We start from the raw sequence: 13,568 nt of genomic DNA on the forward strand, positions 1-13,568 counted from the left end.
ATTCATGATATTCCAAGTTTGTCCCAAATTTCATCAATATGAGCAACAATTTGGGGATTCTTTTTTATTATTTTTCCCCACTCTCGACCGGTTTCCCCAGCCCATTTATTGGTTGCATCTAAACCCATTTTAGAACCTAATCCAGAAATAGGTGAAGCAAAATCTAAATAATCAATCGGGGTATTGTCAATAAAAGTCGTATCACGATGCGGATCCATACGTGTCGAAATTGCCCACATGACATCTTTCCAATCTCGAGCATTAATATCATCATCACAGACAATCACAAATTTAGTATACATAAATTGACGCAAATAAGACCATACTCCCATCATGACACGCTTAGCATGCCCCGGATATTGCTTTCTTATAGTAACAATAGCAATACGATATGAGCACCCTTCCGGTGGCAAATAGAAATCCACAATTTCAGGAAATTGTTTTTGCAAAATTGGAATAAACACTTCATTTAATGCAAGTCCCATGACTGCAGGTTCATCAGGTGGTCGCCCAGTATAAGTCGAATGATAAATAGCATCTTTACGATGAGTTATATGAGTTACAGTAAAAACTGGAAATTGTTCAATTTCATTATAATAACCAGTATGATCACCATAAGGACCTTCTTTTGCTAACTCATTGGGGTCAATATAACCTTCAAGAATAATTTCAGCCGTTGCAGGTACATTCAAATCGTTGGATAATGATTTAACTACCTCTGTTCGTTTACCTCTTAACAATCCTGCAAAAGCATATTCAGGTAAAGTATCGGGTACGGGTGTGACTGCGGCTAAAATTGTCGCTGGATCAGCGCCAATTGCAACGCTAACTGGAAATTTTTCATTAGGATGTGCTTGTTGCCACTCAGAAAAATCTAGCGCACCTCCACGATGAGCTAACCAGCGCATGATTAATTTATTGTTACCTAAGAGCTGTAAGCGATAAATACCGAGATTTTGCCGATCTTTAAATGGACCTTTGGTAATAGTCAATCCCCAAGATAACAAAGGTGCGACATCTTCAGGCCAACAGTGCATAATGGGTAAACGCGTTAAATCAACTTCATCATTTTCAAAGATCACCTCTTGACAAGGTGCTGATGACCGTTGTTTAACTGGCATATTTAAGACTTGTTTATATTTAGGTAGTACATTAAAAAATTGGCGAATGCCTTTAGGTGGATCGGGCTCACGTAAAAATGCTAACAATTCCCCTATTTCACGCAAAGCAGAAGTGTTTTCACGGCCCATCCCCATAGCCACACGCTTAGGTGTACCAAATAAATTACATAAAACTGGCATATCATAACCAATCGGATTTTCAAACAATAAAGCAGGTCCTTCATTACGAAGTACTCGATCGGCAATTTCTGTCATTTCAAGATAAGGATTAACAGGATAAGTAATTCTTTTTAATTCACCTTGCTGTTCAAGATAATCTAAAAATTCACGGAAATCAGAAAAGTTCATTTATTACCACTCTCTATTACTTGTTGACCTTTTGTAAATAATATTCAAAGGTACCTTTTAATCCTCAAAGAGGTTATCTCTTTAATTGCAGTTAGTCTTCATCAAAATTTTCACTGTAAATGGGTGTTTGTTGATTTTGATTACACTCTACAATTTTAGGTAGTAAAGCTTCAAATTGGTTTTTATCAATTTCAATAAATGTTTCGGGTTCAACTTGAAAAAATAAATATTGCTGAGTTTGATCATCAAATTGGAAAGAAGCTAACCAATAATTACGGTCATCACTATTTTCATTGGCAAATATTTTGATAATACTACTTTCGCGCTTTTCTGGTTGGTTATGTAATTTATAATCAATTATTTTTTCAGCAATTTGAGAATCATATTCATCAAAAATAATATAATCACTTTCATTTGTTTTACATTTTTCAATATTAATTTCGGCATAACTGCTCGTTATCGAAAAAAGTAAACAAAATAATACAATGGTATACTGGCTTAATTTCATTTTTTACCTCTTAACTCAATTTAAGAAAGTTGTTAATATTACAAATAGCCTGACTATTATTAGACGATACAGTTAGTTTAGCCGCATCCTCCATAGTCAGCCATTGATAAGCTAAGTGCTCGGTAAGAACTGGAATTACTTCGTTAGCAAGAGGCAAATAAAACCAATGTTCTTTATTTATCTTAACTTCTGGCGAATATCTGTGTCTAAACTGTGGGAAAATCTCAAATTCAACTGTATGGTTAGCATTAATTAGCTCAAGATTTTCCTTTATAATATCAATGCCTGTTTCTTCCAAAACTTCACGAATTGCTGTTTGACGTGGCAATTCATTTGTCTCCATACTACCTGTTACTGATTGCCAAAATAATGGATCATCTTTGCGTTGTAACATAAGGTAACGATTGGTTGTCTGGCAGTAAATCACCACCAGAACCGACTCAGGTTTTTTATATTCTCGCATCTAAATATCGTTATTTTTTAGCGACTTCAATACCAAGTTCTATTAATGCAGCAGAATTTGCTGGACTTGGTGCATCAGTAAGTAAACACGTTGCCGCTGTTGTTTTAGGAAATGCAATCACATCGCGGATGTTATCTGTTCCTGTGAGCAACATACTTAATCTATCTAACCCGAAAGCTAAACCTGCATGAGGTGGTGTACCATATTTCAATGCATCAAGTAAGAAACCAAATTTTTCACGTTGATCTTGTTCACCAATTCCTAATATTGAAAATACCGCTTGTTGCATTTCACTACGGTGAATACGTACCGATCCTCCACCGACTTCATAGCCATTGATTACCATATCATAAGCATTCGCTACAGCATTTTGAGGATTGTTAATTAACTCTTCAGGAGTGTAACCTTTTGGTGATGTGAACGGATGATGCATAGCACTTAAACCTTCATCTGTTTCTTCAAACATAGGGAAATCAACGACCCAAAGTACCGCCCATTTGTTTTCATCTGTGAGGCCTAAATCCTTGCCAACTTTCAAACGTAATGCACCTAATGCATCACTAACAACTTTATAGCTATCAGCACCAAATAATAAAATATCACCATCTTTCGCATTAGCACGGCTTAACAACGCTTCCATTTGTGATTCATTAAAGAATTTAGAGATTGGACTTTGTACACCTTCTAAACCTTTACTGCGTTCATTGACTTTGATCCAAGCCATACCTTTTGCACCATAAACAGAAATAAATTGAGTATATTCGTCTAACTGTTTACGTGTTAATTGAGCACCATTTGGCACGCAAAGTAACGCTACTCGACCTTTTGGATCATTTGCTGGAGTTGAAAATACTTTAAAATCGACATCTTTAACCAAATCAGCCACATCGATAATTTCAAGCGGATTACGTAGATCTGGCTTATCACTACCGTAACGACGCATTGCCTCGCTAAAAGTCATAATTGGGAATTTACCTAAGTCAACATTTTTAACATGCAGCCAAAGTTCGCGTATCATTTTTTCCATGATTTCACGCACTTGTTCGGCTGTCATAAATGAAGTTTCAACATCTATCTGTGTAAATTCTGGCTGACGATCGGCTCGTAAATCTTCATCACGAAAACATTTAACAATTTGGTAATAACGGTCAAACCCGGACATCATAAGCAATTGCTTAAATAATTGTGGTGATTGTGGCAATGCATAAAATTCACCTTTATGGATTCGACTCGGTACCAAATAGTCACGAGCACCTTCTGGCGTAGCCTTGGTCAACATAGGAGTTTCAATATCTAAAAAACCATTTTCATTCATAAATGAACGAACAAATGCGGTAATTTGTGCACGAGTTTTAAAGATTGAGGTCATTTCTGGGCGGCGTAAATCTATATATCGATATTTTAACCGCTGTTCTTCACTATTATTTTGATTAAAATCGAGAGGTAATACATCACTACGATTGAAAATAGTAAGTTCGGTCGCTAAAATTTCAACCTCACCGGTTGCCATATCTTTATTAATTTGACCTTCAGGTCTGGCTCTCACCTTTCCTTTAATTTGAATACAAAATTCATTACGTAACTCGCCAGCTAATTGATATGCTTGTGGATAATCAGGATCAAAAAAAACTTGCACAATTCCTTCACGATCACGCATATCAATAAAAATCATACCGCCTAAGTCTCGGCGTTTATTAACCCATCCACATAGTGTAACTTCTTGATTAACATAACTTGCGTTTAATTGTCCGCAATAAATTGTTCTCATTAAATATATCCTGTGTACAATTGTCGAAAATAATAATTATTATAGAGCAATTTATCAGGGTATAAAGACTATGTTTTAAAATAATCACTATTTATTTTATTTATACTCGGTTTATGATAATAATTTTACCTTATATAGCTTTTTATAATTTTATTAAAATTCAATAGGATAATTATTCAAAAAGCGCATTATTTAGCTGTACTTGAAAAATGTTTGCTTTATTAACTTGTAATATCAAATATTTATTAATAAGCTTAAGTATTATTTAAATATTATTAACTTGATATGAAAGCTTTAATTTCAATTGACTACACGAATGATTTCATTGCGGATGATGGTACTTTAACTACAGGTTTAGCCGGTCAACAAATTGAATCAGAAATGTTAAAAATAACTGAATCATTTATTAAAAATAATCAATTTATCGTTTTGGCAATTGATGCTCACGATCCGACCGATGAATATCACCCTGAAAATGCACTTTTTCCACCTCATAATATTGTTGGAACTGTTGGCCAACAATTATTTGGTGATTTACATCAACTTTATCAAAAAAATAAAAATTCAACCAATATTTACTGGATCAACAAACGCCACTACTCAGCATTTTGTGGTACAGATCTCGATCTACGTTTACGTGAAAGACATATTACCGAAATCCATTTAATTGGTGTTTGTACGGATATTTGCATTCTACATACAGCCGTAGATGCCTATAACTTAGGTTATAAAATAGTTATTCATCAAAATGCAGTTGCAAGCTTTGATCCTATTGGTCATCAATGGGCTTTAAAACACTTTCAAAATACCTTAGGGGCAACGTTAATATAACAATAGATAACAATTAAAAAAGGAGCAGGAATGGAGGTTTTACGAGACTTTAAATTGCATATAATTGCACTTTTAGTAGTAGTTAGTTGTGAACTTATCGGCAAGCAATCGATATGGATTATTGCCGTTTATCCAATGTTATATGCGATGATTTTTGGCGGAATCATTAGTTTGCCAAAACTTAAAATACTCACCAATAAAAATATGCAAAATGCAAGTATCGTTATGATGGTTACATTAATGTTACTTGTTGCAAAACTTGGTGTAGCAGTAGGTCCCAAAATTGATATGATTTTAGAAGATGCTAAATTAGCTCTAATTTTTCAAGAATTAGGTCATTTTGCTGGAACAATTTTACTTGGGTTGCCATTAGCAATGCTCTTAGGTATGAAACGAGAGGCTGTTGGGGCGACCTATTCCGTTGCTCGCGAACCCAATATAGCCATTGTAGCAGATAAATATGGTTTAGATTCACCAGAAGGTCGTGGTGTAATGGCTATGTATATATGTGGTACTCTTTATGGTGCAATTTGGATGAGTATTCTTGCGAGTCTAATTGCTCATTTGGATATTCTTCATCCTTATGCTTTAGCCATGGGAGCTGGTGTAGGAAGTGGAAGCATGATGGCGGCATCGCTTGCCCCGATAAGTGATTTATATCCAGATTTATCTGAAAATATTAACGCTTATGCAACAACAGCAAATTTAATGTCTGGTATGGTTGGTATATATATTTATACGCTCTTTTCTTTACCTTTTGCTTCTTTTATGTATAACACGTTAGCCCGTTTTCGACGCAATAAATAAGGAGCCAAAAATGAAGATTTTAGAAACAATTTTTGTGCTTATTTTAGTAGCCATTATTATGGCTGCTGGAAACAGTGTGGGTTATAAAATTGATATTATTTCGTCGTTTGAAGCTTTAGCAGTCCTAGTTGTTATCTCTATTGTAGGATTTTTACTAAGTAAGTTACCCGGACTTAAAAAATTTCCAGTAATTTTATGGGTATCGATTGTTGCAGCTGTAGCTTCTTCACCTATATTCCCATACCATAAAGAATTGGTTGCAATTACAGATCAAGTTTCGCTACTTGCAGTGTGTACGCCAGTACTTGCTTATGCAGGACTTGCCATAGGTAAAGATCTTGCGCTATTTAAAAATATCTCTTGGCGCATTATTCCCGTATCTTTAGCGGTATTTTCAGGTACGTTTATTTTTGCAGCCTTAATAGCTCAAGTCACTTTGCATTGGGAAGGCGTTATCTAATTTAGATAAGGATTTAATTTATGACTAAAGATGAACTAAAGAAAAAAGTTTGTGACGCGATTGCAAACCGAAAAGCAGACATCAAATCGATTGCTGAAGCGATTTGGTCCGAACCAGAGCTTGGCTATAAAGAACACAAAACGGCTAAAAAAGTAGAAAACGCTTTTGAGAAATTGGGTGTCCCTTTTAAAAATAAATTAGCACTAACGGGTGTTAAAGGTCGTCTTAAAGGCGGTAAAGGAAGCAAATACAGCATCGCAGTTATTGGAGAACTTGATGCAATTATTTGTGCCGACCACCCAGCTGCCGATGAGACATCAGGAGCGGCTCACTGTTGTGGTCATAATGCACAAATCGCTAATATGATGGCTGTCACTATGGGACTAATTGACTCAGGTGCCATGCAATTTTTAGCGGGTGATGTAGTACCATTTGCTGTTCCTGCAGAAGAATATGTTGAAATAACCTATCGCAATCGCTTAATTGAAGAAGGTAAAATCAAATACATTGGTGGCAAACCAGAATTGATTTCACGTGGTGATTTTGATGATGTTGATATGGCGTTGCAGATACATTTAACAAGTGTACCAAATGAACGTCAAGATGGTTTTATTGAAATCTCAACAACAAGCAATGGCTTTATTGGTAAACTAATTAAATATAAAGGTGAAGCATCCCATGCCGCAGCGGCACCTCACGCTGGTGTAAATGCGTTAAATGCAGCTATGATGGGAATGATGGGTGTCCATGCTATCCGAGAAACATTTCAAGAAAAAGATTACATTCGATTTCATCCAATTATTACCCAAGGTGGTGATTTAGTAAATGTCATACCAAGCGATGTAAGAATGGAAAGTTATGTACGAGCAGGCAATGTTCCAGCTATGATTGATGCCAATGAAAGAATTAATCAAGCGTTAAAAGCTGGTGCAATGGCTATTGGTGCTACGTGTGAAATTAAAGATCTTCCAGGTTATCTGCCGTTAAATAATAACCCAACACTTAATGATCTTTTAAAGCAAAACGCTGAAAATTTAATTGGGGAAGAAAACGTTTCAATCGCACCACATATGACTGGAAGTACAGATACCGGTGATCTATCACATATTATGCCAGTAAGTCACCCTTGGATTGGTTCGGTTAGAGGAATTTTACATGGTAAAGATTATACCGTATTTGATGAAGAGATGGCTTATATCCGTCCTGCACAAATGATGGCTTGTACGATTATTGACTTACTTTATGATGACGCTCTAGCTGCTCAAACCCTAATGACAAATTACAAACCGCTAATGACAAAAGAAGAATATTTAAAATTCCTATCGGGTTTTGATAAATAAAGTTTAGAACTTGGCACAATCTTGTGCCAAGTTTTTGTTATACTATCCACATTATTATCAACAACAATAATCACTTCATATGTTAACGCTTACCGATCAAGAATTGTTTCGTTATGACAGGCAAATAACTTTGCAGGGTTTCGACATTGAAAAGCAACAAATTTTAAAAAATAGTTCAGTATTAATTATTGGATTAGGGGGATTAGGTTGTTCAGCTTCTCTCTATTTAGCTGCATCGGGTATTGGTAAGTTAACATTAAATGATTTTGATACCATATCCGCTTCAAATTTAAATCGTCAAATTTTATATACCCATAAATCAATTAATCAAAAAAAAGTTGATGTGGCTAAACACTCTTTAACCAATATAAATCCCAACATACTAATTGAAACAGTTAATCAGTCGCTAAATGATAACGATCTTATTTCGCTTATTAAGCAACATAATATTGTCATTGATTGTACAGATAACTTAGTTACCCGTGAGCAGATTAATCGCTGTTGTTTTCAAGAAAAGAAACCTTTAGTTTCAGGCGCTGCAATACGAATGGAAGGCTTGCTAAGTGTATTTACCTTCCAATCTAACGAACCATGTTATCAATGTTTGAGTCATCTATTTGGGAATGATCAGCTTACTTGTGTTGAAACAGGAGTTATGGCGCCTTTAGTTGGTATGTTTGGCTCAATGCAAGCCATAGAAGCAATAAAAATCCTTACTCATTACGGTCGTCCGTTATCAGGTCGATTATTGATGGTTGATACAATGAACATGCAATTTAATCAATTTTCTATATCTAAGCAGGCAAATTGCCCTGTCTGTGGTAATCACCAAACTGATCAATAAGCAGAATGAAACAAAATAACCGAATTATCTTAGCTCCAATGGAGGGAGTACTTGATTATCAAGTGAGACAAATTTTAACTGAGATCAATCAATTTGATTATTGTGTAACAGAATTTGTGCGAGTCACTCATTACCAATTATCCAACCGCACCTTTTATCGCCTTTGTCCTGAACTTTATAATGGTGGTAAGACTGCTTCAGGTACTCCTATTCGAGTACAAATTCTAGGTCAATCACCACAATGGATGGCAGAAAATGCAGTAAAAGCGATTGAACTTGGTTCATTTGGTATTGATATTAATTTTGGTTGCCCAGCTAAAACCGTAATTGGCAGTCAAGGCGGAGCTTATTTATTACAATACCCTGAACAAATTTTTAATATTGTTAGTCAAGTTCGACAATCTATTGGTCGCTCGGACATATTATCAGTTAAAATTCGCTTAGGCTGGTCAAACAAATCTCATTGCTATGAAATAGCCAATGCAATTGAATGTGCTGGAGCTAATGAAATTGCTATTCATGGTAGAACTAAAGAGGATGGTTATAAAGCGGATAAAATTGATTGGCAAACAATAGCACAAATCAAACAAAACTTAACAATTCCTGTGATTGCCAATGGTGAAATTTTCTCTGTTGAAGATGCACAAAAATGCATTGCTCAAAGTCAAACGCAAGACATTATGTTGGGACGTGGGATTTTAACTATTCCTAATCTAGCTAATATGATCCGCAACAAACAACCCGCGTTAAGTTGGTCACAAGTATTGGAAATTTTAATCCACTATGCAAGTTCTTCTATTGATGATGTGAAACCACTTTATCATTCTGCTCGTATTAAACAATGGCTTGCTTATTTAAAACAATATTATGTAGAAGCATCTGAGATGTTACAAAATATTAGAACATTAAAATCGCAAAAAGAGATTTATACATTTTTAAAACAACAACAAATGACAAGACCAATACTATAAATTAATCTTGTATTTAACTGCTGGATGAAAGTAATATTTAGTCAATCTTCGAATAATTAAGCACGATAGGATAAATGATATAGTGCCTAACAATATGATCACTATAGATGTTAGTTCTGTATTTTGAGATAAAACATAATAAATTAACCAATTGGCTAGTTTCCACAAAATAAAATTTAAAAGAAATATAATGATATTTAAAGAGATCGCACACTTTATTATTCTATCCGTTTGTAATACAACAAACATTTGGGTAAACATGTTTTTACTAATTAAAATAACAACTAATAAACTAAATAAATAACAACCGCTTGGTAAGAAAATATGCTCCCAAAATGAAATAAAGTAGTAACTGTTATGTACTAAAACATCTAAAATAAAAGAAGGAAAGGCGATTAAAATAAAAAAGAAAAATACTAAAAATAGAATAAAATGAATTTTAGTACTATTGATTATAGTTAGTTCGAAAGTCTGTTTACTTTTGTCGAAATGATTATTTAATATTTTGATATAAAAATAGGTAAATAATCCTGAAAATAGATAAAATAGACAACTTGGAATAATACATAAAACTAAAATAAATAACCATGAAGCCACATTAATTATTTTTATTAATACATTATCAAAAATACCTTCAGCTATCGCATTTATTAAATAGCCAATCATACAAACAATAATTATATTAAAAATTAACAGTGTAATATTTTTAAATGTCACTTGATGAACATTAACCCGATATAAACTGATCGCTGAAATACCAAATAACAACAAACATTCTGGAATTGTACGTAGTAATTGATATGGGGTAAATTTATATAATATACTCCATAAAAATTGATAGTCATGAAAGGTTGATATAAAGGTAATACCAAATCTAATATTAAAAATCAAAGCACTACAGAAAAAAAATAGCACAATAAAAATAAAAGGTAGCTTAAAAAAAGCTAGTTTTTCCGTTTTGATACTCAAGATCAGTAAATTCTCTCTTTTTTAAAAAACATTTTGATAACAACATAAAATTAAACTCAACAACAATGTCCTATTGAGTCATTAAAAATAACCTATTGAGTTAAAATATGTTTACAATAATACCAAAGACTTTTTTAATCAACAATAATCATCAATACTTATAGTATTAATGATTAGTATAAAACATTATATTTTTTAGATGATTACATTAATAAGCAGAGCTATTTTTCGATGAATTATTATGTAAAAGGGAATTAATGCTTCATCATTTAAAATATGATGAAGCAAATTATAAAATAGAAATTTATTTTTATGCTTCAATTTAAGCGTTGAAGAGAGGAAAATTAGCTTGGTCAGCAATGGATTTTAAACGTTGTTGTGCAGTAATAATATTTTCTTTCCACTGATTATCTTTCGCCCACATTTCAATCACTAATGGCGCACAATAATCAATAGATTTAAGTGTTCTAAATACTGCCGAAAAATCAACCTCCCCCTCACCGATCACCAAATCTCTAAACTGTCCTGCATAATTGGGTTTTACTTTATAGGTATCTTTCAAATGAATTTGAACAATATGGTTACGGCTTAACAATAGCTCAGTACTAACATCATAATTCCAACCAGAGATGTTTCCCACATCAGGATAGGCCATAAAATAAGGTGAATTTATCTCGGCTTTTAAAATTTCAAACTTACTCAGTGAATTTAGATAGTTAGTATCCATAATTTCAACAGCTAACATAACACCTGCTTTTTCTGCCTGTTTTGCACACCATTGCATACCAGCAATAAAGCGTTGATGGGTTTGTAAGTTAGCTGGCTCATAATAAACATCATACCCAGCGAGTTGAATCACTCTAACGCCAAGTTTATAAGCAAGGGTAATAGCCTTACACATAATACTTTTAGCGTGTTCTCTGATCGTTGCATCAGCAGAACCAAACGGATATTTGCGATGTGCACTAAGACATATTGAGTGAAAAAAAACGCCATTTTCTTCACATAGATGACGCAATGAATAGATTTCTTCATCAGACCAATCAAGCCTAGCTTGACGTTCATCGGATTCATCAATAGAAAGTTCTATAAAATCAAATCCTAAAGATTTTGCCTCTAGTATTTTTTGCTGCCAAGAAAGTGTATTAGGTAGTGCCTTTTCGTAAATACCCATACATGGAGTTTGTCTGGTCATATTGATTGTATTATTTGTCATAATTTAGATCCGATAATATTAAGGTAAAAAGCTAACAGCCGATTTCCCGACTGTTAGCACACTCCCTACCAATATTTAGCAATCTGCTCTCTTAAGTCTTGAGCAGTTTTTTGACCATTTTCATTGGCTAAAGCTCGTCCAGCAATAAAAGCTTTCGTTTTAATACCAGCAAACAGATGAATATCTTCAGGTACAATGCCACCTGTTATTGATAGTTCCAAACCTAAATCAGAAAGTTGTCGCATTTTAGTTAAATCTTCTTCACCCCAACCAACACCAGCTAATTCAGCATCACGAGAACGATGATAAATTGCCTGTTTGATACCCAGTTTTCGCCATGCTTTTGCATCATCAAAAGTCCAATGTCCATAAAGTTCGATTTGAATTTCACGCCCAAATTCATCCGCTACTTTTTTACAAGCTTCAATTGTTGCAATGTGAGCGGCTGCTGAAACAGTTAACCAATCAGCACCCGCCGAAAAAGCCATTTTTGCTAAAATAGCACCTCCATCAGTGGTTTTTAAATCACAAACTAAAATATGGTTTGGATACTTTTCTCTTAAAGTTTTTACGCCATTAATACCTGCGCCAAAGGCAAGAATGGTTCCAACTTCAATAATATCTACAAATCCAGCTACGTTCTTGGCTACCGCTAAAGCTGGCTCTAATTCTGTTTGATCTAATGCAATTTGTAATTTTGGTTTTGTCATTTTATTTCTCCCTTATAAATACTATTTTTGTCCGTAATAAGCATTTGCTCCATGCTTACGAAAATAGTGTTTATCAGATAAAGTTTGTTGAATTTTAATTGTTTTATTAAGTTGTCTGGTTGATATTGCCATCATGGCTACTTCTTCAAGGACTACAGCATTATGTACAGCATCCGAAGCGTTTTTTCCCCAACAAAATGGAGCGTGTCCAGAAATAACGGCTGCTGGCATCGCTGTAGGATCAATGCCTCTTCGTTTAAACTCTTCAATGATCACCAAACCAGTATTTTTTTCGTAATCAGTATTGATTTCGCTATCAGTTAAACGACGAGTACAAGGTACATCACCATAAAAATAGTCGGCATGAGTTGTTCCCAAAGCTGGAACATCTAATTCAGCTTGCGCCCAAACGGTTGCGTAGCGAGAATGTGTATGAACAATACCACCAATATTTTCAAAGGCTTTATAAAGTTCAATATGAGTTGCAGTATCACTAGACGGATTTAATTTACCCTCAACAATTTCACCCGTTAATGACACCACAACAATATCGTCAATTTTCATGTTGTTGTATTCAACGCCTGAAGGTTTGATAGCAATAACACCTTTAGCACGGTCGATTTCAGAAACATTACCCCATGTAAAAGTGACTAAATGATATTTAGGTAAGGTTAAGTTAGCCTGTAATACTCTTTCTTTTAATGCTTGATACATAACATTAGTCTCCTAATAAAGCCTTATCAATAACAGCATAAACATCTTCTTTGCTGTTACATGCTCTCAACTTATCAAGATCGATACCTGTTGGGCTGTCTTCGTCATCTAATATTTGCGTGACTTCCATTAAGCCTTGCATATGCTCATCTGAGGTACTGCCCGCTAAGGTAACTAACACATCAACAGGTTGCTCTTCACCTTCAAAGTAGACTGGAGAATTTAATGTCACTAAAGCAAAAGCAGTGCGATTTACACCATCTTCCGGTCTGGCATGAGGCATCGCAAAATTTGGTGCAATAATAATGTAAGGCCCCATTTTTTTTACACAGTTAATAATTGCATCATAATAAGAAGGGTTAATCGCTTTGGAAGCAACAAGCATATCTGTACCCAATTTGATCGCCTCTTGCCAAGTTGATGCATCCGCTTTTAGTAAAATAGAGTTATTTTCAATTAATGATTCTTTCAATGCCATTGTTGTACTCCTTTTTTAAT

14 protein-coding genes are annotated in these 13,568 nt (G+C 34.4%); 6 read left to right on the top strand and 8 right to left on the bottom strand.

Annotated features, from left to right (window positions below):
• Window positions 1-2: 2 nt before the first annotated feature.
• From ubiD to aspS, 4 genes are all read right to left on the bottom strand, one after another.
• Entirely contained in the window at window positions 3-1,469 is a 1,467-nt protein-coding gene (ubiD, locus tag GAPWK_RS11965) for a 4-hydroxy-3-polyprenylbenzoate decarboxylase (protein WP_025316460.1), read from the bottom strand.
• A gap of 91 nt (window positions 1,470-1,560) precedes the next feature.
• A complete protein-coding gene (locus tag GAPWK_RS11970; RefSeq protein ID WP_025316461.1) occupies window positions 1,561-1,977 on the bottom strand; it encodes a hypothetical protein in 417 nt (138 codons plus the stop codon).
• 10 nt (window positions 1,978-1,987) lie between these two features.
• Window positions 1,988-2,440, bottom strand: a complete 453-nt coding sequence (gene nudB / locus GAPWK_RS11975) for a dihydroneopterin triphosphate diphosphatase (protein WP_025316462.1) — start codon at window positions 2,438-2,440, stop codon at window positions 1,988-1,990.
• A 10-nt stretch (window positions 2,441-2,450) separates the two neighbouring features.
• Window positions 2,451-4,208, bottom strand: a complete 1,758-nt coding sequence (gene aspS / locus GAPWK_RS11980; RefSeq protein WP_038517547.1) for an aspartate--tRNA ligase — start codon at window positions 4,206-4,208, stop codon at window positions 2,451-2,453.
• A 285-nt stretch (window positions 4,209-4,493) separates the two neighbouring features.
• Between aspS and GAPWK_RS11985 the strand changes: the two genes are divergently transcribed.
• The 6 genes from GAPWK_RS11985 (at window position 4,494) to dusC (ending at window position 9,461) form a co-directional block, all read left to right on the top strand.
• Window positions 4,494-5,039, top strand: a complete 546-nt coding sequence (locus GAPWK_RS11985; protein WP_025316463.1) for a cysteine hydrolase family protein — start codon at window positions 4,494-4,496, stop codon at window positions 5,037-5,039.
• A gap of 30 nt (window positions 5,040-5,069) precedes the next feature.
• Complete coding sequence (locus GAPWK_RS11990; protein ID WP_025316464.1) at window positions 5,070-5,846, top strand: DUF3100 domain-containing protein; 777 nt, start codon at window positions 5,070-5,072, stop codon at window positions 5,844-5,846.
• Between the two features lie 10 nt (window positions 5,847-5,856).
• Window positions 5,857-6,306 (top strand): hypothetical protein, encoded by a 450-nt coding sequence (locus GAPWK_RS11995; RefSeq protein ID WP_025316465.1) that lies wholly within the window; start codon window positions 5,857-5,859, stop codon window positions 6,304-6,306.
• Between the two features lie 20 nt (window positions 6,307-6,326).
• Window positions 6,327-7,646, top strand: a complete 1,320-nt coding sequence (locus GAPWK_RS12000) for an amidohydrolase (RefSeq protein WP_025316466.1) — start codon at window positions 6,327-6,329, stop codon at window positions 7,644-7,646.
• A gap of 79 nt (window positions 7,647-7,725) precedes the next feature.
• On the top strand, window positions 7,726-8,490 hold the full coding sequence (locus tag GAPWK_RS12005) for a molybdopterin-synthase adenylyltransferase MoeB (protein ID WP_025316467.1): 765 nt from the start codon (window positions 7,726-7,728) through the stop codon (window positions 8,488-8,490).
• A gap of 5 nt (window positions 8,491-8,495) precedes the next feature.
• Entirely contained in the window at window positions 8,496-9,461 is a 966-nt protein-coding gene (dusC, locus tag GAPWK_RS12010; protein WP_025316468.1) for a tRNA dihydrouridine(16) synthase DusC, read from the top strand.
• A 1,291-nt stretch (window positions 9,462-10,752) separates the two neighbouring features.
• On the opposite strand, the gene GAPWK_RS12020 is transcribed toward dusC, so the two are convergent.
• The 4 genes from GAPWK_RS12020 to GAPWK_RS12035 all read right to left on the bottom strand — a co-directional run bounded on the left by GAPWK_RS12020 (window position 10,753) and on the right by GAPWK_RS12035 (window position 13,548).
• Window positions 10,753-11,625: an L-ribulose-5-phosphate 3-epimerase gene (locus tag GAPWK_RS12020; RefSeq protein ID WP_038518506.1), complete on the bottom strand. Its 873-nt coding sequence runs from the start codon at window positions 11,623-11,625 to the stop codon at window positions 10,753-10,755.
• Window positions 11,626-11,711: 86 nt separating this feature from the next.
• Window positions 11,712-12,356 (bottom strand): 3-keto-L-gulonate-6-phosphate decarboxylase UlaD, encoded by a 645-nt coding sequence (locus GAPWK_RS12025; RefSeq protein ID WP_025316471.1) that lies wholly within the window; start codon window positions 12,354-12,356, stop codon window positions 11,712-11,714.
• 21 nt (window positions 12,357-12,377) lie between these two features.
• The gene (locus tag GAPWK_RS12030; RefSeq protein WP_025316472.1) at window positions 12,378-13,070 is read right to left on the bottom strand and encodes an L-ribulose-5-phosphate 4-epimerase; all 693 of its coding nucleotides are present in this window, start codon (window positions 13,068-13,070) and stop codon (window positions 12,378-12,380) included.
• Window positions 13,071-13,074: 4 nt separating this feature from the next.
• Entirely contained in the window at window positions 13,075-13,548 is a 474-nt protein-coding gene (locus tag GAPWK_RS12035; RefSeq protein ID WP_025316473.1) for a PTS sugar transporter subunit IIA, read from the bottom strand.
• Window positions 13,549-13,568 lie beyond the last annotated feature (20 nt).

Source organism: Gilliamella apicola (genome assembly GCF_000599985.1).
In the GTDB taxonomy this organism is placed as follows: domain Bacteria; phylum Pseudomonadota; class Gammaproteobacteria; order Enterobacterales; family Orbaceae; genus Gilliamella; species Gilliamella apicola.

Excerpts from the sequence above, each read along its gene's own strand:
- ubiD (WP_025316460.1), bottom strand. The coding sequence starts at position 1,469 with ATGAACTTTTCTGATTTCCGTGAATTTTTAGATTATCTTGAACAGCAA.
- GAPWK_RS11970 (WP_025316461.1), bottom strand. The coding sequence starts at position 1,977 with ATGAAATTAAGCCAGTATACCATTGTATTATTTTGTTTACTTTTTTCG.
- nudB (WP_025316462.1), bottom strand. The coding sequence starts at position 2,440 with ATGCGAGAATATAAAAAACCTGAGTCGGTTCTGGTGGTGATTTACTGC.
- aspS (WP_038517547.1), bottom strand. The coding sequence starts at position 4,208 with ATGAGAACAATTTATTGCGGACAATTAAACGCAAGTTATGTTAATCAA.
- GAPWK_RS11985 (WP_025316463.1), top strand. The coding sequence starts at position 4,494 with ATGAAAGCTTTAATTTCAATTGACTACACGAATGATTTCATTGCGGAT.
- GAPWK_RS11990 (WP_025316464.1), top strand. The coding sequence starts at position 5,070 with ATGGAGGTTTTACGAGACTTTAAATTGCATATAATTGCACTTTTAGTA.
- GAPWK_RS11995 (WP_025316465.1), top strand. The coding sequence starts at position 5,857 with ATGAAGATTTTAGAAACAATTTTTGTGCTTATTTTAGTAGCCATTATT.
- GAPWK_RS12000 (WP_025316466.1), top strand. The coding sequence starts at position 6,327 with ATGACTAAAGATGAACTAAAGAAAAAAGTTTGTGACGCGATTGCAAAC.
- GAPWK_RS12005 (WP_025316467.1), top strand. The coding sequence starts at position 7,726 with ATGTTAACGCTTACCGATCAAGAATTGTTTCGTTATGACAGGCAAATA.
- dusC (WP_025316468.1), top strand. The coding sequence starts at position 8,496 with ATGAAACAAAATAACCGAATTATCTTAGCTCCAATGGAGGGAGTACTT.
- GAPWK_RS12020 (WP_038518506.1), bottom strand. The coding sequence starts at position 11,625 with ATGACCAGACAAACTCCATGTATGGGTATTTACGAAAAGGCACTACCT.
- GAPWK_RS12025 (WP_025316471.1), bottom strand. The coding sequence starts at position 12,356 with ATGACAAAACCAAAATTACAAATTGCATTAGATCAAACAGAATTAGAG.
- GAPWK_RS12030 (WP_025316472.1), bottom strand. The coding sequence starts at position 13,070 with ATGTATCAAGCATTAAAAGAAAGAGTATTACAGGCTAACTTAACCTTA.
- GAPWK_RS12035 (WP_025316473.1), bottom strand. The coding sequence starts at position 13,548 with ATGGCATTGAAAGAATCATTAATTGAAAATAACTCTATTTTACTAAAA.